This is a genomic window from Shinella curvata, assembly GCF_022899935.1.
Classification (GTDB): domain Bacteria; phylum Pseudomonadota; class Alphaproteobacteria; order Rhizobiales; family Rhizobiaceae; genus Shinella; species Shinella curvata.
The window spans coordinates 920,404-940,862 of sequence record NZ_JALJCJ010000001.1 but is presented as its reverse complement, the minus strand read 5'-3'; the positions used below and the strand labels follow the sequence as shown (position 1 = coordinate 940,862).

At 64.6% G+C, this 20,459-nt stretch carries 16 protein-coding genes; 15 read left to right on the top strand and 1 reads right to left on the bottom strand.

From position 1 onward, the window contains the following. Position 1: 1 nt before the first annotated feature. The 15 genes from MUU55_RS04460 (at position 2) to MUU55_RS04390 (ending at position 16,684) form a co-directional block, all read left to right on the top strand. Positions 2–1,003: an ABC transporter permease gene (locus tag MUU55_RS04460; protein ID WP_244759546.1), complete on the top strand. Its 1,002-nt coding sequence runs from the start codon at positions 2–4 to the stop codon at positions 1,001–1,003. Beyond that, positions 1,003–1,791, top strand: coding sequence for an ABC transporter ATP-binding protein (locus tag MUU55_RS04455; RefSeq protein WP_244759545.1), 789 nt, complete (start codon positions 1,003–1,005; stop codon positions 1,789–1,791). Before MUU55_RS04460 ends, MUU55_RS04455 begins: the two co-directional genes overlap by 1 nt. Next, the gene (locus tag MUU55_RS04450) at positions 1,781–2,080 is read left to right on the top strand and encodes a hypothetical protein (RefSeq protein WP_244759544.1); all 300 of its coding nucleotides are present in this window, start codon (positions 1,781–1,783) and stop codon (positions 2,078–2,080) included. The genes MUU55_RS04455 and MUU55_RS04450 overlap by 11 nt, the downstream gene beginning before the upstream one ends. A 25-nt stretch (positions 2,081–2,105) precedes the next feature. Next, positions 2,106–3,467: an O-acetylhomoserine aminocarboxypropyltransferase/cysteine synthase family protein gene (locus MUU55_RS04445; protein ID WP_244759543.1), complete on the top strand. Its 1,362-nt coding sequence runs from the start codon at positions 2,106–2,108 to the stop codon at positions 3,465–3,467. 236 nt (positions 3,468–3,703) lie between these two features. After that, positions 3,704–4,936: an acyl-CoA dehydrogenase family protein gene (locus MUU55_RS04440; protein ID WP_244759542.1), complete on the top strand. Its 1,233-nt coding sequence runs from the start codon at positions 3,704–3,706 to the stop codon at positions 4,934–4,936. A 4-nt stretch (positions 4,937–4,940) separates the two neighbouring features. Beyond that, positions 4,941–5,993: a methionine ABC transporter ATP-binding protein gene (locus MUU55_RS04435; RefSeq protein WP_244759541.1), complete on the top strand. Its 1,053-nt coding sequence runs from the start codon at positions 4,941–4,943 to the stop codon at positions 5,991–5,993. Beyond that, entirely contained in the window at positions 5,983–6,642 is a 660-nt protein-coding gene (locus MUU55_RS04430; RefSeq protein WP_244759540.1) for a methionine ABC transporter permease, read from the top strand. Before MUU55_RS04435 ends, MUU55_RS04430 begins: the two co-directional genes overlap by 11 nt. A gap of 20 nt (positions 6,643–6,662) precedes the next feature. Continuing rightward, the gene (locus tag MUU55_RS04425; protein WP_244759539.1) at positions 6,663–7,475 is read left to right on the top strand and encodes a MetQ/NlpA family ABC transporter substrate-binding protein; all 813 of its coding nucleotides are present in this window, start codon (positions 6,663–6,665) and stop codon (positions 7,473–7,475) included. A 72-nt stretch (positions 7,476–7,547) separates the two neighbouring features. Next, positions 7,548–8,813 (top strand): SfnB family sulfur acquisition oxidoreductase, encoded by a 1,266-nt coding sequence (locus MUU55_RS04420; RefSeq protein ID WP_244759538.1) that lies wholly within the window; start codon positions 7,548–7,550, stop codon positions 8,811–8,813. Between the two features lie 8 nt (positions 8,814–8,821). Continuing rightward, entirely contained in the window at positions 8,822–10,186 is a 1,365-nt protein-coding gene (locus MUU55_RS04415) for an LLM class flavin-dependent oxidoreductase (RefSeq protein WP_244759537.1), read from the top strand. Between the two features lie 208 nt (positions 10,187–10,394). Then, positions 10,395–11,435, top strand: a complete 1,041-nt coding sequence (locus MUU55_RS04410) for an isopenicillin N synthase family dioxygenase (RefSeq protein WP_244759536.1) — start codon at positions 10,395–10,397, stop codon at positions 11,433–11,435. Between the two features lie 41 nt (positions 11,436–11,476). Continuing rightward, positions 11,477–12,325, top strand: a complete 849-nt coding sequence (gene cysE, locus MUU55_RS04405; protein WP_244759535.1) for a serine O-acetyltransferase — start codon at positions 11,477–11,479, stop codon at positions 12,323–12,325. Between the two features lie 31 nt (positions 12,326–12,356). Continuing rightward, complete coding sequence (locus MUU55_RS04400) at positions 12,357–13,571, top strand: SfnB family sulfur acquisition oxidoreductase (protein WP_244759534.1); 1,215 nt, start codon at positions 12,357–12,359, stop codon at positions 13,569–13,571. A 190-nt stretch (positions 13,572–13,761) separates the two neighbouring features. Further along, entirely contained in the window at positions 13,762–15,177 is a 1,416-nt protein-coding gene (locus MUU55_RS04395) for an LLM class flavin-dependent oxidoreductase (protein WP_244759533.1), read from the top strand. 28 nt (positions 15,178–15,205) lie between these two features. Then, positions 15,206–16,684 (top strand): FAD/NAD(P)-binding protein, encoded by a 1,479-nt coding sequence (locus MUU55_RS04390; protein WP_244759532.1) that lies wholly within the window; start codon positions 15,206–15,208, stop codon positions 16,682–16,684. Positions 16,685–16,739: 55 nt separating this feature from the next. On the opposite strand, the gene putA is transcribed toward MUU55_RS04390, so the two are convergent. Then, positions 16,740–20,423: a trifunctional transcriptional regulator/proline dehydrogenase/L-glutamate gamma-semialdehyde dehydrogenase gene (putA, locus tag MUU55_RS04385; RefSeq protein WP_244759531.1), complete on the bottom strand. Its 3,684-nt coding sequence runs from the start codon at positions 20,421–20,423 to the stop codon at positions 16,740–16,742. Positions 20,424–20,459: the final 36 nt, after the last annotated feature.

The following is a 20,459-nucleotide window of genomic DNA, read 5'->3' as shown; positions in this document are numbered from 1 at the left end:
CATGAGTGCCGCGGTCGAAAACACCTATGGCAGGGCAGGAGAGCGATCTCTTGCTCTGCCGGTCGCAACCATCTGGCGCAATGGGCTTTTCGCCGCCGGCACGTGGTTTTTGACCGCGGCGCTGAGCTACGGTCTGCCCGATGTCATCAGCTGGGGCGCAACGGAGCTCTTTGCCATCATCATGCTCGCCGGCGCGGGGATTTTTCTCGCCCTGTCCGTGACGGTGCACCGGCTCGGCGGCTTTGGCCGTACGCTCGTGCACTATGGGCCGTGGTTCATCGTGCTCGGCCTGTGGCTTGCCGTCTGGGAAGTGTTGACGGCCAAGCTCGGCTGGCTGCCAAAGCCGTTCTTCTCGCCGCCGCAGGGCCTGCTGCATGTCTATCTGACTGATTGGGACCGCCTGCTGATCTGCATCGCCTATACCGGACGGCTCTGGGGCCTGGGTTTCTTTTCGGGCATCCTCGTAGGTTTTGCCGGCGGTGTGGCGCTCGGCTGGTCGAAGCGTTTTGCCTATTGGGGCATGCCGCTTCTGAAACTGATCGGCCCGGTTCCGGCAAGCGCCTGGATACCCTGCACCTTCTTCATTTTTCCATCGACCTTCCATGCCTCGATCTTCCTCGTGGCGTTGGCCTCCGGCATTCCGGTCGCGATCCTGACGGCGGCAGGGGTCAGCCAGGTCAACCGCTCCTTCTACGACGTTGCCCGCACGCTCGGCGCCGACAATCGCTTCCTGATCTTCAAGGTCGCGATCCCGGCCTCGCTGCCGAACGTCTTCGTCGGTATTTTCATGGGGCTCTACTATTCCTTCGCGGTTCTGGTCGTCGCCGAGATGCTCGGCGCCAAGTTCGGCCTTGGCTGGTATCTCCAGTTCAACACGGCCTATTCGGCCTATGCCAACGTCTATGCCGCCCTGATCATCATGGCGCTGATCTGCGCCGGCCTTGTGCGCCTGCTCTTCGTGGCACGTGATCGCCTGCTCGGCTGGCAGAAGGGAATTCTCTGATGGCGCTCGCTCTTGCAGAAACCGCGGCGGTCGACAGCATCGCGCTCGATGTCGAAGGCGTCTCCCATCTCTACGAACGTGACGGCGGGGCGCTGCAGGTTCTCGACAATGTGAGCCTGACGATCGCACCGGGTGAGTTTGTCGCCCTGCTCGGTCCCTCCGGCTGCGGCAAGTCCACGCTGCTGCGCCTTGCCGCCGGCCTCGAAACGGCGGCGACCGGCAAGGTTCTGGAGGACGGCAGGCCGATCACCGCGCCGAATCCGGATCGTATCCTCGTCTTCCAGGATGCCACGCTGTTTCCCTGGCGGACGGTGCGCGACAACATCGCAACGGGGCTGGAAGCCCGCGGCCTGCTTGGCACCAAGGGCTATCGCATCGACGAGGTGCTGAAGCTGGTCAAGCTTGAAGGTTTTGCGGACTTCTATCCGCACCAGCTTTCCGGCGGCATGGCGCAGCGCGCGGCGCTCGCCCGGGCGCTCGTCAACGATCCCAAGCTGCTCCTGCTCGACGAACCCTTCGGCAAGCTCGACTCGCTCACCCGGCTTCGCATGCAGAACGAGCTGCTCGATCTCTGGAAGAGTGCCGGCTTCACCGCGCTGCTTGTCACGCATGATGTCGAGGAAGCGCTGCTGCTTGCCGACCGGGTGATCGTGCTGTCGGATCGGCCGGCCTCCATCGTCGCGGAAATCAGGGTCGACCAGCCGCATCCGCGCCGACGCGACGATGCCGGGCTCGTCGCGCTTCGCAGTCAGTTGCTGGAGAAGCTGGGGATCTCCCATGACGTCTAGCTCGCGCTTTTCCCACCACGCCGTGGCCGTCGTGGGTGCGGGCTTCGCACTGCTGTCGCTCGGCTGGTGGTGGCTGATCTTCAGCAAGGTCGTCGACGCCGACTATCTCACCGTCGGCCAGGCGGTGACCTGCATCGCCGGGGCGTCGGATCTCTGCGCGCTCGCCCAGGCGCTCTGCACCGATGATCATCTCTACGGCATCCGGTGGTACGCGCCGGAAGCCTTCTGGGCCGCAGCGGCCATCCTCGTCGCCGGCGTCGTTCTGTCGGCCCGTCCCCAGCGCGCCTGAGGGCGCTCATCGAAGGAGAAGTGTCATGACGATCCATCAAGCCCCCGAGGTCGCCGAGCAGGATATCGTTCAGGTCCCGGCGGGAACGGCGACCTTCAAGAGCCGACATCCGGAAACCATCGCGCTGCACGGCGGCAGCTTCCGCTACGATCCGGCGAGCGGCGCGGTCGCCGTGCCGATTTACCAGACGACCTCTTTCCAGCTGCCCGGGACCGACGGCGCCGACAAGCTCTTTGCGCTCGAAGCGCCCGGCCACCTCTACACCCGCGTTTCCAATCCCACGCAGGATGCCTTCGAGCAGCGTCTCGCGGAGCTGGAGGGCGGCGCGGCGGCACTGGCGCTTTCCTCCGGTCAGGCAGCCTCGGCCTTCGCCATCCTCAACGTTGCCCGTGCGGGTGATAACATCGTCAGCGCGGCCGGCCTCTATGGCGGCACCTGGGCGCTTTTTGCGGCAACGCTCAAAAGCTTTGGCATCGAAACCCGCTTCGTCGATGCGTCCGATCCGGAAGCGTTCGAAAAGGCGACGGACGACCGCACGCGCGCCTACTACGCCGAATCCCTGCCGAACCCGAAACTGGAACTGTTTCCGATCGCCGAAGTCGCCGCCATCGGCCGCAGGCACGGCATCCCGCTGATCGTCGATAACACCGCGGCCCCGCTGATCATTCGTCCGCTGGAACATGGCGCGGCCGTCGTCGTCTATTCCACGACGAAATATATCGGTGGCCACGGCACCTCGATCGGCGGCGCCATCATTGATGGCGGTACTTTCCCCTGGACGGAGAACCCGGCGCGGCAGCCGAACCTTACCGAGCCGGATTCGAGCTACCAGGGCAAGACCTGGATCGAGAAGGCCGAGGCCATCGGTTTCCACCCCTATATCCTGCGAGCCCGTGCCGTGCTCCTGCGCGATCTCGGCGCGGCGATCAGCCCGCAAAATGCCTTCCAGTTCATCCAGGGCCTCGAAACCCTGCCGCTGCGTCTGCGCCAGCACAACGAGAATGCGGTGAAGGTCGCGGAATTCCTGAAAGGTCATGCCAAGGTCGAGCGCGTGATCTTCCCGAAGTTCCAGGAGGGCACGGCGAAGGCCCGGGCGGACAAATACTTCAAGCCCGGCTATTTCGGTGCGCTGGTCGGCTTCGAACTGAAAGGCGGGCGCGAGGCCGGCCGCCGCTTCATCGACAGTCTGCAACTCTTCTACCACCTCGCCAATATCGGCGATGCGCGCTCGCTGGCGATTCACCCCTCGACGACCACCCATTCGCAGCTATCGCTGGAAGATCAGCTCGCGACGGGCGTCACACCGGGCTACGTGCGCCTTTCCATCGGCCTTGAACACCCGGATGACCTGATCGCCGATCTGGAACGGGCCATCGCACTGGCCTGATGCCACGCCCCGATATCCGATCGGCCAAATGCCCCGGCGCTCCTCCTCGCGCCGGGGTTTTTCGTCTTTTGATGCCCCTTCCTCGTTCGCGGTCGACCTACAAAAAGAAACGCCATTCCACTTTAAAATACATATAAAAGATAGATTTTCTGTATTTCGATGGAGCGACCGCTACTCTCAGGGCCAATTCCAAACGTGGCCGGCTTCATCGGGCACGACAGCGAGAGCAGGGTAGCATGACGCAGATCGAAAACGCCTGGGGCGCTGGCCCCGGTGAGGGATATGAAACACTGGCTGCACGGTTCCGGCCGATTTTCGCGGAGATCGCGGCAAGTGCTACCGAACGCGACCTCAATCGCGGTCTGCCGCATGAAGCGATCCGCCACCTCAAGGAGGCCGGGTTCGGCGCGGTGCGCTTGCCGGTGGAGGCCGGGGGCAGCGGCGCCAGCCTGCCGCAGTTCTTCAACCTGCTGATCGAGCTTTCCGCGGCCGATTCCAACATTACACAGGCGCTGCGCGGTCATTTCGGCTTCACCGAGGACATCCTCAATACCAGGGATGCTGGGCGTCGTGGTCTCTGGCTTGGCCGCATCGGCGGCGGCGAGATCACCGGCAACGCCTGGAGCGAGATCGGCTCCGGGGCTGCTCTTGACCGTTTCTCCACCAATGTTGCGGAGAAGGACGGAAGGCTCGTGCTCAACGGCGCGAAATATTACACGACGGGCTCGCTCTTTGCCGACTGGATCGATGTGGGTGCCTCCAATGCGGTAGGCGAGGGCATTTCGGTTGCGGTGCGCCGTCACGCCGAGGGCGTCGATGTCGTCGATGATTGGGACGGTTTCGGCCAGATCCTGACAGCCAGCGGCACGACCACGTTCCGCGATGTCGCGGTGGAGCCGCAGGATATCGTCATCGATGACGAGCGCTTCAAATATTCGGCCGCTTTCTACCAGCTCGTGCATCTCGCCACGCTGGCCGGCATCGGCCGCGCGATCACGGCCGATGTCGCCAAGGCCGTGGCCGAACGCCGTCGCACCTACACGCATGCCGCTGCCGCCCGCTCCAGCGAAGACCCGCAGGTCTTGCAGGTCGTCGGCCGCATCCGTGCCGCTGCCTATGCGGCAGCCGCTATCACGCTTCAGGCGGCCGCCAGCCTGCAGCGGGCTTTCGACGCGCATTTCATCGACGACGCCGATGCCGAGGAAAAGGCGAACGCGATTGCCGAGTTGGAAGCCGCGCAGGCCCAGACGGTCGTCTCCGACCTGATCCTGGAAGCCTCCACCCTGCTGTTCGACGCGCTCGGCGCGTCGGCAACCAAGAAGCCAGCCGGCCTCGACCGTCACTGGCGCAATGCGCGCACGCTCGCCTCGCACAATCCGCGCATCTATAAGCACCGCATCATCGGCGACTTCGCCGTCAATGGCACGCCGCCGCCCTATCAGTGGCGTATCGGCGCGAGCGCGGGCTGACACGATGATCCGGCTCGAAGGCATCACCAAAAGCTTTGCCGGCAAGGAGGGCGCGGTCGTGGCACTCGACGGCATCGACCTCACCATCGCCAAGGGCGAGATCTTTGGTATCATCGGTTCCTCCGGCGCGGGAAAATCCACGTTGGTGCGGCTGATCAACCTGCTGGAGCGTCCCACCGGCGGCGAGGTCTTCGTGGCCGGCGAGCGGGTGACGGATGCGAAGGGAGAGCGGCTGCGGGACCTGCGCCGATCGATCGGCATGGTATTCCAGCACTTCAACCTGCTGAGCGCCCGCACGGTAGCCGGCAACGTTGCTTATCCGCTGGAGCTCACCGGCCAGTACGGCAGGGTCGAGATCGCCGAGCGGGTGGCCGCATTGCTTGCCCGCGTCGGCCTGTCCGAACACGCGAAAAAATACCCGCGCCAGCTCTCGGGCGGACAAAAGCAGCGCGTCGGCATTGCCAGGGCGCTTGCCTCGGAGCCGCAGGTACTGCTCTGCGATGAGGCGACCAGCGCGCTCGACCCGCAGACGACGGGCGCCGTGCTCGATCTGCTGCGCCAGATCAACCGCGATCTCGGCGTCACCATCGTGCTCATCACCCACGAGATGGACGTCATTCGTCGCACCTGCGACCGCGTCGCCGTGCTCGATCGTGGTCGCGTGGTGGAGGAGGGGCCTGTGACGGACGTCTTCCTGCATCCGCGCCACGCCGCGACGCTGCGCCTCGTGCGCGAGGCCGAGCCGGACGGCGGCTCGCTGGATGCGGTTGCCGCTTCCGATCTCGGCGGTCGCGCCGTGCGTCTCACGTTCACCGGAGCCGCCGCGCATCAGCCGATCCTCGGCCGTATCGCGTGCGAAAACCTCGTCGACTACGCGATCCTCGCCGGCCGCGTCGGCCATATCCGCGAGACACCCTATGCCCAGTTCACCGTATCGCTCAGCGGGCGGGATGTGGCGGGCGCGATCGCGGGGCTCAGAGCAAGCGGAGTCGATGTGGAATTGCAGGCCGGGATACCCCTGCCGCAGCTCGAGGAGAGGCCGCGCCATGTCGTTTGAGAACCTCTACTGGGGCGATATCGGCGCAGCGCTCGCCCAGACACTGGCCATGGTCGGGGGTGCGCTGCTGCTCACCGTGCTCGTCGGTCTGCCGCTCGGCATTCTGCTCTTCCTGACCGGCCGGCAGCAGTTGTTCCAGGCGCCGGTCGCCTATGGCAGCCTGTCCTTCGTGTTGAGCATCATCCGCTCGGTGCCCTTCATCATCCTGCTCATCGTCTTGATGCCGGTGACTGTGCTCGTGACGGGCACCTCGCTCGGGATTCGCGGCGTCATCTTCCCGCTCGTCGTCGGCACCGCGCCGTTCTTTGCCCGTCTGGTCGAAACGGCCTTGCGCGAGGTGGATCGCGGCATCATCGAGGCGAGCCTCGCCATGGGTGCCTCGACAACGCAGACGATTTTCCGTGCCGTCCTGCCGGAGGCACTTCCGAGCCTGCTCGCTGCCATCACCGTCACGGCCATCGTGCTTGTCGATTACACGGCCATGTCCGGTGCCATCGGCGGCGGCGGGCTGGGGGATCTGGCGATCCGCTACGGCTACCACCGGTTCCAGACCGAAATCATGCTGGTCTGCGTCGCGATCCTCATCGTCTTCGTTCAACTCATCCAGGCGAGCGGCAACCGCCTCGTCACCCACTTTTCCCGCAAATGACCAGCGCACGGAGGACCCATATGCGCATCCTGAAATCCATCACCATCGCAGCCGGCCTTGCTCTTGCCGCCTTCGGCCCGGCCAAGGCCGATGAAACCCTCGTTGTCGGGGCCACGGCCATTCCGCATGCTGAAATCCTCGAATTCGTGAAGCCGATCCTCGCCAAGGAGGGCCTCGATCTCGATATCCGCGTCTTCACGGACTACATCCAGCCGAACGCGCAGCTCGTCTCGGGTGAGCTCGACGCCAACTACTATCAGTACAGACCGTTCCTGAACGACTACAACAAGCAGCGCGGCACGGAACTGGTGCCGATCGTGCCCGTGCATATCGAGCCCTTCGTCGCCTATTCGACGAAGATCGATGCCGTCGACAAGCTCGCTGACGGCGCGACCGTCGCGATCCCGAACGACCCGGTCAATGGCGGGCGCGGCCTGCTGCTGCTCCAGAAGCTCGGACTGATCAAGGTCTCCGGCAAGCCGGAACTCACCTCGCCGGAGGATGCGCTGCCGACCATCAAGGACGTCGTCGAGAACCCGAAGAACCTGAAGATCGTCGAACTGGAATCCGCGCTCCTGCCGCGTGCGCTGGGTGAAGTCGATCTGGCGGCCCTCAACGGCAACTATGTCTTCGAGGCCAAGCTGGACATCACCAAGTCGCTGCTCATCGATCGTGGTCAGGACGGCTACAACGTGTGGAGCGAATATCTCGTGACGCGCCCGGAGACCAGGAACGACGCGCGCGTCGCCAAGCTCGCCAAGGTGCTCAACAGTGAGGAGACGCGGAAGTTCATCGAGGAGCGCTACAAGGGACAGGTGGTCGCCGCCTTCTGATTTTCCGCCCTTCGCCGCCGGGCTGTGCCAGTCGCAGCCCGGCCTTCTTCTCAGACAGATGGCAAAAGATCCATGACCGCGAACACCGCGCACGCAACCCGTCCTTCCACCCATGCAGAGCCGGGCGAACCGGGCTGGCTGCCCAATCCGCCGGTGGCACCCGCCCATGTCATCCGCGACGATGCGGAGGCGATCGCTGTCGCCGAGCAGCTCCGGCCGCTCTTTGCCGCCGAGGCGAAGGAACGGGATCGCGAGCGGCGGCTGCCCTTCCGCGAGGTCGATCTTTTTTCGCAGAGCGGGCTTTGGGGCATCACCATTCCCAGAGAATACGGCGGTGCCGGCGTATCGCAGGTCACACTTGCAAACGTCTTCGCGATCCTTGCCGCCGGCGACCCCTCCTTGACGCAGATTGCTCAAAACAGCTTCGAAATCATCGATGTGATCAGGCAGACGGGTAGCGAGACGCAGAAGCGCGAACTGTTCGGCGCGGTGCTTTCCGGAAAACGCCTTGGCAATGCCTTCTCCGAATTCGGCGGCAAGAATGTCGAGGCCTTCGAGACGAAGCTTGTCCGCAAGGGCGATCACTTCGTGGTCTCGGGCAAAAAATTCTATTCGACGGGCGCGCTCTTCGCCCATCTCGTGCCCATCGTGGCGCTGGATGAGGAGGGCCATGTCGTCGTCGCGGTCGCGGATCGCGATGCGGCGGGGCTGGAGGTCGTCAACGACTGGTCCGCCTTCGGTCAGCGCACCACGGCCAGCGGCACGGTGATCCTCGATGAGGTCGCCATTCCCGCAAGCCGCGTGCTGCCGGCCCATATCGTCTACGAGAACCAGAGCGCCGTCGGTCCGCAAAGCCAGCTTATCCATGCGGCCATCGATGCCGGGATCGCGCGCGGCGCCATCGCGGCGACGATCGATCTGGTGCGCAACCATGCCAGACCCTGGATCGACAGCGGCTCGGATCGGGCCGGCGACGATCCCTATACGATTGCCGCCATCGGCGACCTGAAGATCCGCCTGCATGCGGCCGAGGCTCTCCTGGACCGCGCCGGCCGGCAACTCGACGAGACGATTGCCGATGTCAACGACGAGACGATCGGCAAGGCGAAGATTGCCGTGGCGGAAGCCAAGGTACTGACGACCGAAATTGCGCTTGCCGCCGCCAACAAGCTCTTCGAACTCGCCGGTACACGCTCGACACTCGGCGCGCACAATCTCGACCGCTTCTGGCGCGATGCCCGCACGCACACCCTGCACGATCCGGTGCGCTGGAAGTTCCATGCCGTGGGGCAATATTATCTCAACGGTGTGCAGCCGCCGCTGCATTCCTGGATCTGAACCGGTCCATGGCAAAGGAAATCCTGCTCAACGCGTTCAACATGAACTGCGTCGGCCACATCAATCACGGGCTCTGGACGCATCCTCGCGACCGTTCGAGCGACTACACCAGGCTGGACTACTGGACATCGCTCGCCGCGACCCTGGAGCGTGGGCTGTTCGACGGGCTCTTCCTTGCCGATATCGTCGGGGTCTATGACGTCTACCAGCAGTCGGTCGACCTGACGCTGCGCGAATCCATCCAGCTTCCGGTCAACGATCCTCTGATGCTGGTCTCCGCGATGGCGGCGGTGACGAAGGGGCTCGGCTTCGGCGTGACCGTCAACGTGCATGCCGAGGAGCCCTATATTTTCGCTCGGCGCCTCTCAACGCTGGATCACCTGACGGACGGCCGCATCGGCTGGAACATCGTGACAGGCTATCTCGACAGCGCTGCGCGCGCCGTGGGACAGGTTGCACTCGCTGAGCACGACAGCCGCTACGACCGCGCCGATGAATGTCTCGATCTGCTCTATGCGCTGTGGGAAGGCAGCTGGGATGACGATGCCGTGCGGCGCGACCGTGCCACACGCGTCTATGCCGATCCGGCCAAGGTGCGGAAAATCCGGCACGAGGGCACGTACTTCAAGGCGGAGGGCTATCATCTCTCGGAACCGTCCCGCCAGCGTACGCCCGTTCTCTATCAGGCCGGCACATCCGGTCGTGGCCGACAGTTTGCCGCACGGCACGCCGAATGCGTTTTCATCTCGTCGCCGGAAATCGCGGTTGCCCGCACGGCCTCGCGCGCGATCCGGCAGGGGGCGGCTGAGGCGGGGCGGCGACCCACGGACGTGCGCATCTTTGCGGGCCTTACCGTCGTGGTGGACCGCACGGAAAAGGCGGCACGGGAAAAATACGAGGACTATGCGCGCCATGCCAGCCCGGAGGCGGGGCTTGCGCATTTCTCAGCCGGCACCGGCATCGATTTCTCGCAATATGAGCTCGACGAGCCCATCACCTACGGCAAAGGGAATTTCGTCCAGACTTCTGTCGATCTGGCGCGTGAGCGCGGCTGGACGAAGCGCACCATCCTCTCGGGCATGGCGCTCGGTGGGCGTTACCCGCTCATCGTCGGGGATGCCAACCAGGTTGCCGACGCACTCGAGGCATGGATCGACGAAGGTGAGGTGGATGGTTTCAATCTCGCACGAACGGTGACGCCGGAAAGCTATGAGGATTTCATCGCTCTCGTCGTGCCGTTGCTGCAGGAGCGTGGGCGCTACAAGACGGCCTATGGCGAGGCAAGCCTGCGCAACCGGTTGTTTGGCGAGGGTGATCGGTTGCCGGCCCGCCATCCGGCGGCAGGGTTTCGTGCCGGGGCGGGGCAGTCGTGACATCAGGTCTTTTTTCGCAGCCGCCTGATAGATGGAATAAATTTCTTTGCCTATAGAATTTATCGACAATAGGTTTGGGGCCACCTGATTTCATTCAAAGGCTTGCGGCGATGCGCATCTCGGCGACAGGTTCGATCGGCATCGAAGACCCGTTCCGCCCCGCCTGCCACGCGCACGAAACAAACATGTTCTGGAGGAGCGAGAGCCCATGACCATCCATACGAAACCTGTCCACCTGCCGACGATCGACTTTTCCCGCTTCTATGGTGACGCCACGGAGCGGCAGGGCTTCGTCAGGGAGCTGACGCGTGTCCTGCACGATCACGGCTTCTTCTATCTCACCGGCCACGGTGTGCCGCAAAGTTTGATCGACGATGTGCTGGCGGCTTCGAAACGCTTTTTCGCGCTGCCGGAAGCCGACAAGCTGGCGATCGAGATGGTGAAGTCCTCGCATTTCCGGGGCTACAATCGCGCCGGCTACGAGCGCACACGCGGCGAGCAGGATTGGCGTGAGCAGCTCGACATCAATACGGAAGGCACGCCGGTGGCATCCGGGCCCGAGACGCCATGGAACCGGCTTTTCGGCCCCAACCAGTGGCCGGAGGCCCTGCCGGAGCTGAAGCCGCTGCTTTTGCGCTACCAGGCGGAAGTCACCCGCATCGGTATCGACGTCCTGAAGGCCATCGCGCTTGCGCTCGGCCAGCCGGAAAATGCCTTTGCCGATATCTACGAGCCGTCGCCCTCGCAGCTCCTGAAGATCATCCGTTATCCCGGCCGTGAGGCTGCCGGCAGCGATCAGGGTGTTGGAGCGCACAAGGATGGCGGCTTCGTAACCGTGCTGTTGCAGGATACGACCCCGGGCCTGCGCATCCGCACGGAGGAGGGCGTCTGGATCGAGGCGCCGCCGGTGCCCGGCACCTTCATCATCAACAGCGGCGAGCTTCTCGAGCTGGCGACAAACGGTTTCGTGCGCGCGGACGTGCATGACGTGGTCACGCCGCCGGCCGGCGTGGAGCGTTTCTCCGTCGCCTTCTTCCTCGGCGCTCGCTACGACGCGACGATCCCCGTCATTCCCTTGCCCGAGGAGCTCAAGCGTGCCGAACGCGGCGTCACGGTCGATCCGCTCAATCCCATCTTCCGCGAAGTCGGCATCAATCATCTGAAGAGCCGTCTGCGCTCGCATCCCGATGTTGCCGCAAAGCACCACGCCGACCTGCTCCATCTTCTGGAAAAACCGGTCAAGGCCTGAATAACGAGAGCTGCAGCACCTGCCGTCACGAGGGTCGTTCCATGCAAGGACAGGAAAGCAACATTGTCTTTCTCCCCGTCGAGGACGCCGCCCGCCGGGAGGTCTCCGCGCTCTGGGATACGCTGCGGCTGGAAGCGAATGCCGCCGTCCACCGCGATACCGCGCTGGCGCGGGCGATGAATTCGGCCGTGCTGATGCATGCCGGATTCGGCCACGCGCTGTCACACCGGCTGGCCATCAAGCTTGCTGACCACGATATCGACCGCGACGAGCTGCTGGCTCTGATCCACGGCGCCTATATGGACCGGCCGGGCCTGCTGGGCGCGGCGGCAGCCGATCTCCAGGCGGTGAAGGATCGTGATCCGAGCAATGCCGAGGTGCTGACGCCCTTCCTCTACTTCAAGGGTTTTTCAGCGCTGCAAGGCTACCGCATCGCACACTGGCTCTGGGCGAACGGCCGCAAGCACCTGGCCCGACACATCCAGAGCCGGATTTCGGAAGCCTTCGGCATCGACATCCACCCGGCAGCTGTCGTCGGACGTGGTGTCATGCTCGATCATGGCAGCGGTCTCGTCATCGGCGAGACCGCGGTTGTGGAGGACGAGGTCTCGATCCTCCAGAACGTCACGCTCGGCGGCACGGGCAAGGAGACGGGCGATCGCCACCCGAAAGTGCGTCGCGGCGTGCTGATCGGTGCTGGCGCAAAAATCCTCGGCAATATCGAGATTGGGATCGGCGCCAAGGTCGGCGCTGGCAGCGTCGTGGTGTCACCCGTCGCACCTTACAGCTCCGTCGTCGGTGTTCCCGCGCGGACGGTCGGCCGGCGGCACACGGCATTGCCGGGCGTCACCATGGATCAGAGCGTCAGTGAGCCTGAATATATCATCTGAGGCTCTGGCCTCGCCTTTGAAAGGACCCGTCATGAGCAGCGTCATCAAGCTCGCCGAACAGCAACAGGCCGCCCATCGCATTGCGAGCGAGGAAGAAGCGCTCGACGTTGCCCGCACGCTGGCCGCCGAATTCGTCGCCGGCGCCAGCCGCCGGGATTATGAGCGGGCGCTGCCTTATGAGGAGCTCGACCGGCTCTCCGCCTCGGGCCTGCTTGCGATCACCGTGCCGGCCGAGTTCGGCGGCATCGATGTGTCGAATGCAGTCCTGGCCGAGGTGACGGCGATCCTCTCGGAGGCCGACAGCTCCATCGGCCAGATCCCGCAAAACCATTTCTACATTCTCGAGGCCTTGCGGCATGACGGCAGTGACGCGCAAAAGCGCTTCTATTTCGGTCGCGCGCTTGCAGGCGACCGTTTCGGCAATGCGCTGTCCGAGGTCGGCACCCGGACGGTGGGCAACTACAATACGCGCATCACGCCCGATGGCGCTGGCTTCCGCATCAATGGCCGTAAGTTCTATTCCACCGGCGTGCTTTTCGCCCATTGGGTGACGATTTTCGCGCTCGACGAGAGCGAGCGCCTGACGATGTCGTTTGCGCCACGCGACACGGATGGCATCGAGATCGTCGACGACTGGGACGGCTTCGGCCAGCGCACCACGGGCAGCGGCACGACGATCCTGCGCGACGTCTATGTGCCGGCCGACGCGGTCGTGCAGCACCAGAAGGGGTTCGAGCGCCCCGGCACGATCGGCTCGGTTGGCCAGATCATCCATGCGGGTGTCGACCTCGGCATTGCACGCGCGGCGCTGAAGGAGACGATCGGCTATGTGCGCGACAAGGCGCGGCCCTGGACGGACAGCGGCGTCGAGCGCGCGGCGGACGATCCACTGACCATTTCACGCATCGGTGAACTGGCCATCCGTATCGAGGCGGCCGAGGCGGTGCTGGAGCGGGCAGGGCGAAAGGTCGATCTGGCGCAGGTCAATCTCAGCCAGGAGAATTCCGTTGCCGCCACACTCGCCGTTGCCGCCGCGAAGGTGCTGACGACAGAGCTTGCCATCGACGCGACCAATGTCCTGTTCGAGCTGGCGGGAACTTCCGCCACCAAGCGTGGCCTTAATCTGGAGCGCCACTGGCGCAATGCGCGCACGCACACGCTGCACGATCCGGTGCGCTGGAAATACCACGTTGTCGGCAACTATCACCTGAACGGTGTGGCGCCGCCGCGCAACGGCGCGCTCTGAAATCTACCCTCGTGGTGGGGGTGGTCGCCTGGCCGCAATCTCTCGGGGTTGCGGCCTTTTTTCGAGCGGTGAAAAGTCATTTCGGAAATTAATCTATATAAAAGATAGAATTTCTGTATTTGTGGGCGGCAAGCGTTATCGTCGGGTGAAATCGATGCCGCGAGGCATTCCAGAGACGCCGGAGATACCAATGGCACGCCACATCCGTTTCAACGCCTTCGACATGAACTGCGTCGGCCACCAGTCACCGGGCCTGTGGGCCCATCCACGCGACAAGTCCTTCAAATACAAGGACCTGGACTATTGGCAGGATCTCGCCCGCACCCTTGAGCGTGGCATTTTCGACGGCATCTTCATCGCCGATGTCATCGGCTACTACGACGTCTACAAGGGCTCGAACTATCACGCGATCCATCAGGCCGCGCAAATCCCGGTCAATGATCCCTTGCAGCTGGCGGCTCCCATCGCGCTTGCGACGAAGCATCTCGGCATCGGCATCACGGCCTCCACCTCCTTCGAGCACCCGTATACCTTCGCTCGTCGCCTTGCGACGGCGGATCATCATTCCAAAGGCCGCGTCGGCTGGAATATCGTTACGTCCTACCTGGAGAGCGGGGCAAAGAATGTCGGGCAGGGCGGCCTTCGCCGGCATGACAACCGCTACGAGGTTGCCGCCGAATATGTCGAGGTGCTCTACAAGCTGCTGGAGGGCTCCTGGGAGGAGGGCGCGGTCGTGCGCGACGGCAACAACCGCATCTTCACCGATCCGGAAAAGGTCCATGAGATTGCTCATAAGGGCAAGTTCTTCGAGGTGCCGGGTTATGGCCTGACCGAACCGTCACCGCAGCGCACGCCGGTGCTCTATCAGGCTGGCGCCTCCGGTCCGGGCAAGGCCTTTGCGGCCGGGCATGCCGAATGCATCTTCGTCGCCGCTCCCACGAAATCCGTGCTGAAAGCCTATGTCGCCGATATCCGCCAGCGCATCGCCGCCGCCGGCCGCGATCCGAAGAAGGTCTATATCTACACGCTGGTCACCGTCATCACCGACGAGACGGAGGCGAAGGCGCAGAAGAAGTTCGAGGACTACAAGAGCTACGTCTCCTATGACGGCTCGCTCACCTTCATGTCCGGCTGGAGCGGCATCGACTTCGGCCAGTATGCCCCTGATGATGTGGTGGAGAAGATCGAGACCAACGCCATCCATTCCTTCGTCGAGCATATTGCCGGTGGCGACAAGTCGTGGACGATCGACGAGCTTGCGCAGTTCGGCGGTATCGGCGGCATGGGACCGGTCTTTGTCGGCTCGCCGCAGCGTATCGCCGATATTCTTCAGGAATGGGTCGAGGACACCGATGTCGACGGCTTCAATCTTGCCTATGCCGTGACACCCGATAGTTTCGAGGACGTCGTTGCCCATATTGTGCCGGAACTGCAGAAGCGTGGCGCCTATCCGACGGCTTACAAGGAGGGTACATTGCGCGAAAAGCTTTTCGGCGACGGACCATACCTGCCGAAGGCGCATCCGGCCGACGGCTATCGCGATATCGAAGCGGTGAAGCGCCGCGAGGCTGAGGCGGTACCGGCGTTGAAATCGGTCGGTGCCTAACATGGCGGGAAACCGCTGGAGCTGAACCATGGTTGCTGCGCCCAAGACCCCTCCTTCCGTCCATCGCCCTGTCGTCGCCATCGTTGGAGGCGGCTTCACGGGGGCGGCGCTTGCCTACCATCTCGTCCGGCTCTTGCCGCAGGAGGCGGCGCGAATCGTGATCTACGAGCCGCGCGCCGTCCTTGGTGGCGGCCTCGCTTACGATACCGTCGAACCTGTCCACCGAATCAACGTGCCGGCTTCGCGCATGACGCTCGTTCCCGGTGACGACGAACATTTTCAGCGCTGGCTTTTCGAGACGGATGTGCTGAAGGACGATGCGGAGGCGACCACGGCGGATGGACATGTTTTTGCCCGCCGCTCGGACTTCGGCCGCTATGTCACCACGCAGCTCCAGCCATTGCTTGACGATGGCGCGGTGGAGCATCACCGCAATCTCGTCCGCGCCATCGAGAAAAGCGGAGCACGGTGGCGCATCGAAGCCGAGGACGGATCAAGCTTGCTCGCCGATCTCGTTATCCTCGCGGCGACGCATCCAAGTCCGCAGGCGCCCGCAGCGCTCACGCGACAGTTGGCCGGCCATCCGCGTTATGTCCCGGATGCCACGGTGCCCGGCGCCTTGTCCGGCATTCGGCCTGGGGATCGCGTTCTCGTCGTCGGCGCGGGGTTGACGGCGGCGGACGTGATTGCCGCGCTGGATGCGGCCGGGCACACGGGGCCGATCACCGCCATTTCCCGCCGCGGCCTGCGTTCGCGCGGTCACAACCTGCTTGCGCAGGATCCGTTCGGCGACTTTGCCCTGCCGCCGGCGCGGTCGGCCCGTGAATTGCTGCGGCGCGTGCGGCAGACCATTGCTGACGCCGAGGGGGCCGGCGTGACATGGCATGCGGTCTTCGACCGGCTGCGTGCGCAGGGCCGGAACATCTGGCAAGCCTTGCCGGTCATAGAGCAACGCCGGCTGTTGCGCTTCCTGCGTTCCCATTGGGATGTCCACCGCTTCCGCATCGCGCCGCAGGTCGAGGCTGTCATAGAACGGGGGATTGCCGATGGGCAGTACGCCTTCCATGCGGCGTCCGTCAGCGATGTCCAGCGCGGGGCGGACGATGCGATCGAGGTTCGGTTCCGGCTGCGTCATGGGCGCGGCACGTTCGACGACCAGTATGATGCCGTCGTGGTAACGACGGGGCCGGGGCATGGAGGCGTCCTGTCAAGCCAGCCGTTCCTGACCGGGCTCGGCAAGGCGGGTGTGCTGCGGGCCGATGCCGTCGGTCTCGGGCTGGCTGTCGATCGGCAAAGCCATGCCGTCGGCGCCGACGGAGCGGTCGCAGAATCGCTCTACATCGCCGGCCCGCTCGCACGCGGAATGTTTGGCGAATTGATGGGCCTGCCGCAGGTGACGGAACATGCCGTCTTCGTCGCCGAGAATGTCGCGCGCGATATTGCCTCCCGGGAACTCGAACATCGGTCGGCGGCGGTTCTGGCCGCGCTCTCGCTGGCAACGGCATAAAGCACAAAGGCCCGCTTTCGCAGGCCTTCGCATGAGATCGAATTGGTGGTCCGGCTCAGCCGATGGCCATCAGGCTAGCATTGCCGCCGGCGGCGGCCGTGTTGATCGAGGTCGAAACCTCCTCCAGCAGCCAGTTGAGGCAATAGGCGTCCGGGTCGCTCTGCAATTCTTCGGTGGTCGCAGCCTGCACCAGAACCAGCGGACCGGGCAGGGCGGCGATCTTGCGGTTGACGGCGCGAACCGCTTCCGCATCCCCTTCCACCAGTGCGCCGGCAAACGGGCCGTCCTTGGACCAGTCGGCTGTCCAAACGAGACGGGCGGCGACGGAAGCGGGCAGGTCGGCGAGCACCGGCTTCAGCGCATCCACACTGTCGATGGCCAGCATGTTGCCGGTGGCGAGGCCGGCTGCGATTTGGCGCAGCAGGCCGGCTTCCGTCTTCGGCACGAGCAGCACGTTGCCGCGGGCGTGCAGGGCATAGAGGTTGCGTTCGCCGACGGGGCCCGCGAGTTCGCGTACCAGGCCGAGCGCCGAGCGGTTGGCGAAGCTGCGGGCGGTTTCGCCTTCGGCGGCCTTGCCCTTGCGGTCGAGCCAGGAGATGAAATCGCGCAGCGCCTGGTCGGTATGCACCGAATCCTGCTGCGGAGGCACCGGTGCCTTCTGCACGAGGCGGCCGATATAGAGCGGGCCGCCGGCCTTGGGGCCGGTGCCGGAGAGGCCGCGGCCGCCGAAGGGCTGCACGCCGACCACGGCGCCGATGATGTTGCGGTTCACATAGAGATTGCCCGCCTTGATGCGGCTGGTGACATGCGCGATCGTCTCGTCGAGGCGCGTGTGCAGGCCGAAGGTGAGGCCGTAGCCCGAGGCGTTGATGTCGTCGATCAACCGGTCGAGATCGGCGCGGCGGAAGCGGATGACATGCAGCACGGGGCCGAAGACTTCGCGCTGGAGATCGCCAAGCTTCTTGATCTCGATGATCGTCGGCGCAACGAAGGTGCCGTGTTCGGCGGAAGCCGGCAGCGGCAGCTGTTCGACCTTGTTGCCGAGGCCACGCATGCGCTCGATATGGCTGACGATGTTGTCGCGCGCTTCGCCCGTGATGACGGGGCCGATATCGACATTCAGGCTGTCCGTGCGGCCGAGCGTCAGTTCCTGAAGCGCACCCTTCAGCATGGCGAGCGTGCGGTCGGCGACGTCGTCCTGCAGGCACAGCACGCGCAGCGCCGAGCAGCGCTGGCCTGCGCTGTCGAAGGAGGAGGCGATGACATCGGCGACGACCTGCTCGGCGAGTGCGGAGGAATCGACGATCATGCCGTTCTGGCCGCCGGTTTCGGCGATCAGCGGGATCGGCTTGCCATTGGCGGAAAGACGTTCGGCAAGCTGCGCCTGGATGAGGCGGGCGACTTCCGTCGAGCCGGTGAACATGACACCGGCCGTCTTGTCCGCGCCGACGAGGGCTGCACCGAGGGCGCCGGCTCCGGGCGTGAACTGCAGCGCGCCGAGGGGAACGCCGGCCTCGTGCAGGATTTTCACGCTTTCATAGGCGACAATGGGCGTTTCTTCCGCGGGCTTGGCGATAACCGGGTTGCCGGCGACCAGCGCTGCGGCAACCTGGCCGGTGAAGATGGCGAGCGGGAAGTTCCACGGGCTGATGCAGACGATCGGGCCGAGCGGCAGGTGCGAGGGCCCAAGCGTGCGGCGGGCCTGTTCGGCATAGTAGCGCAGGAAGTCAATGGCTTCGCGCACTTCACCGATGGCGTTCGCCGCCGACTTGCCGGCTTCACGCATGATGACGCCCATCAGCGGCTCGATGCGGGCCTGCATGATATCGGCGGCGCGGTCGAGGCAGGCGGCGCGGTCGGCGGGCGAAACGGCGGACCAGCTTGCGACGCTGTCAGCGGCCATGGCGACGATACGGGCGGCATCCTCGGCCTTCGCGTCGGTGACGCGGCCAACGATGTCGCGGTGGTCGGCGGGGTTCAGCACGTTCTGCGTTTCGCCGGCGGCGCTGCCGTCCGCGAGAAGCGGGGCGGCATGCCATTGCTTCGCGGCGGTGCCAGCCAATTCGGCCGACAGCTCGACAAGGGTCTCTTCGTTCGACAGATCGAGGCCGGCGGAATTCTTGCGCGAGGCGCCGAACAGGCCGTCGGGCAGCGCGATCTGATCGTGCTGCGCCCCGACGACGGGCATGGAGGCGACAATCTCGACCGGGTCGGCGATCAGCGATTCCACGGATACCTTGGGGTCGGAGATGCGGTTGACGAAGGAGGAGTTGGCGCCGTTTTCGAGCAGACGGCGCACGAGATAGGCGAGCAGCGTCTCGTGGGTGCCGACCGGCGCATAGATGCGGCAGGGGCGGTCGAGCTTGTCCTTGCCGACGACCTCGTCATAGAGCGGTTCGCCCATGCCGTGCAGGCACTGGAATTCATATTTGCCGACGGCGAAATCCGGGCCGGCGAGCTGGTAGATGGTGGCGAGGCTCTGGGCGTTGTGGGTGGCGAACTGCGGGAAGATCGCATCCGGCGCGGCCAGAAGTTTTCGCGCGCAGGCGACATAGGCGACGTCGGTATAGATCTTGCGCGTATAGACGGGGAAGCCTTCCAGGCCATCGAGTTGCGCACGCTTGATTTCGGCGTCCCAATAGGCGCCCTTGACGAGACGCACCATGACGCGGCGGCCGGAGCGGCGGGCGAGGTCGATGATGAAATCGAGCACAAAGGGGCAGCGCTTGCCATAGGCCTGCACGACGAAGCCCAGGCCGTTCCAGCCATTCAGCGCCTCATCGAAGCACAGGCTTTCCAAGAGGTCGAGCGACAGTTCCAGACGGTCGGCTTCCTCGGCGTCGATGTTGAGGCCGATATCGTAGCTCTTGGCGAGTGCGGCGAGCTTGATGACCTTCGGCAGCAGTTCGCCCATCACGCGGGCGGTCTGCGCGCGGACATAGCGCGGGTGCAGCGCCGAAAGCTTGATGGAGATGCCGGGGCCTTCATAGATACCGCGCCCGCCGGAGGCCTTGCCGATCGCGTGGATGGCGTTTTCGTAGTCGCGATAGTAGCGCTCGGCGTCGGCCGAGGTCGTGGCGGCTTCGCCGAGCATGTCGTAGGAATAGCGGAAGCCGCGGGCTTCCAGCGGCTTGGAGCGCTTCAGCGCTTCCTCGATGGTCTCGCCCGTAACGAACTGTTCGCCCATCATGCGCATGGCCATGTCGACGCCGCGGCGGATGACCGGCTCGCCGGCACGGGCGATGAGGCGGGTCAGGGCTGCAGACAGGCCCCGGTCGTTGACGGTGGAGGTGAGTTTTCCCGTGACGACGAGGCCCCAGGTCGCGGCGTTGACGAACAGCGACTTGCCGCCGCCGATATGGGAGGTCCAGTCACCCTCGGCGATCTTGTCGCGGATCAGCGCGTCGCGCGTATCGGTATCGGGAATGCGCAGCAGCGCCTCGGCCAGGCACATCAGCGCCACGCCTTCCTGGCTCGACAGCGAATATTCCTGCACCAGGCCTTCCACGCCCGTGCCCTTGTGCTTGGCGCGCAGCGCCTCGATCAGCGTGCGGGCGGTGCTGCGGATGTCGTAGCGCTCGCGCTCGGAAACACGGGCGGCGGCGACCAGCGGTGGCAGGCACTCGGTCTCGGGACGGCGATAGGCGGCCGTGATGGCCTGGCGCAGCGCGCTCTGCGGACGGATCGGCGGGGCGAAATCGGAGAACGGGGCGGCGGATGCGTTTGCGGAATTCTGCATGGAAGGACCTATGAGAAGCGTTCGGTGTCTGAAGGG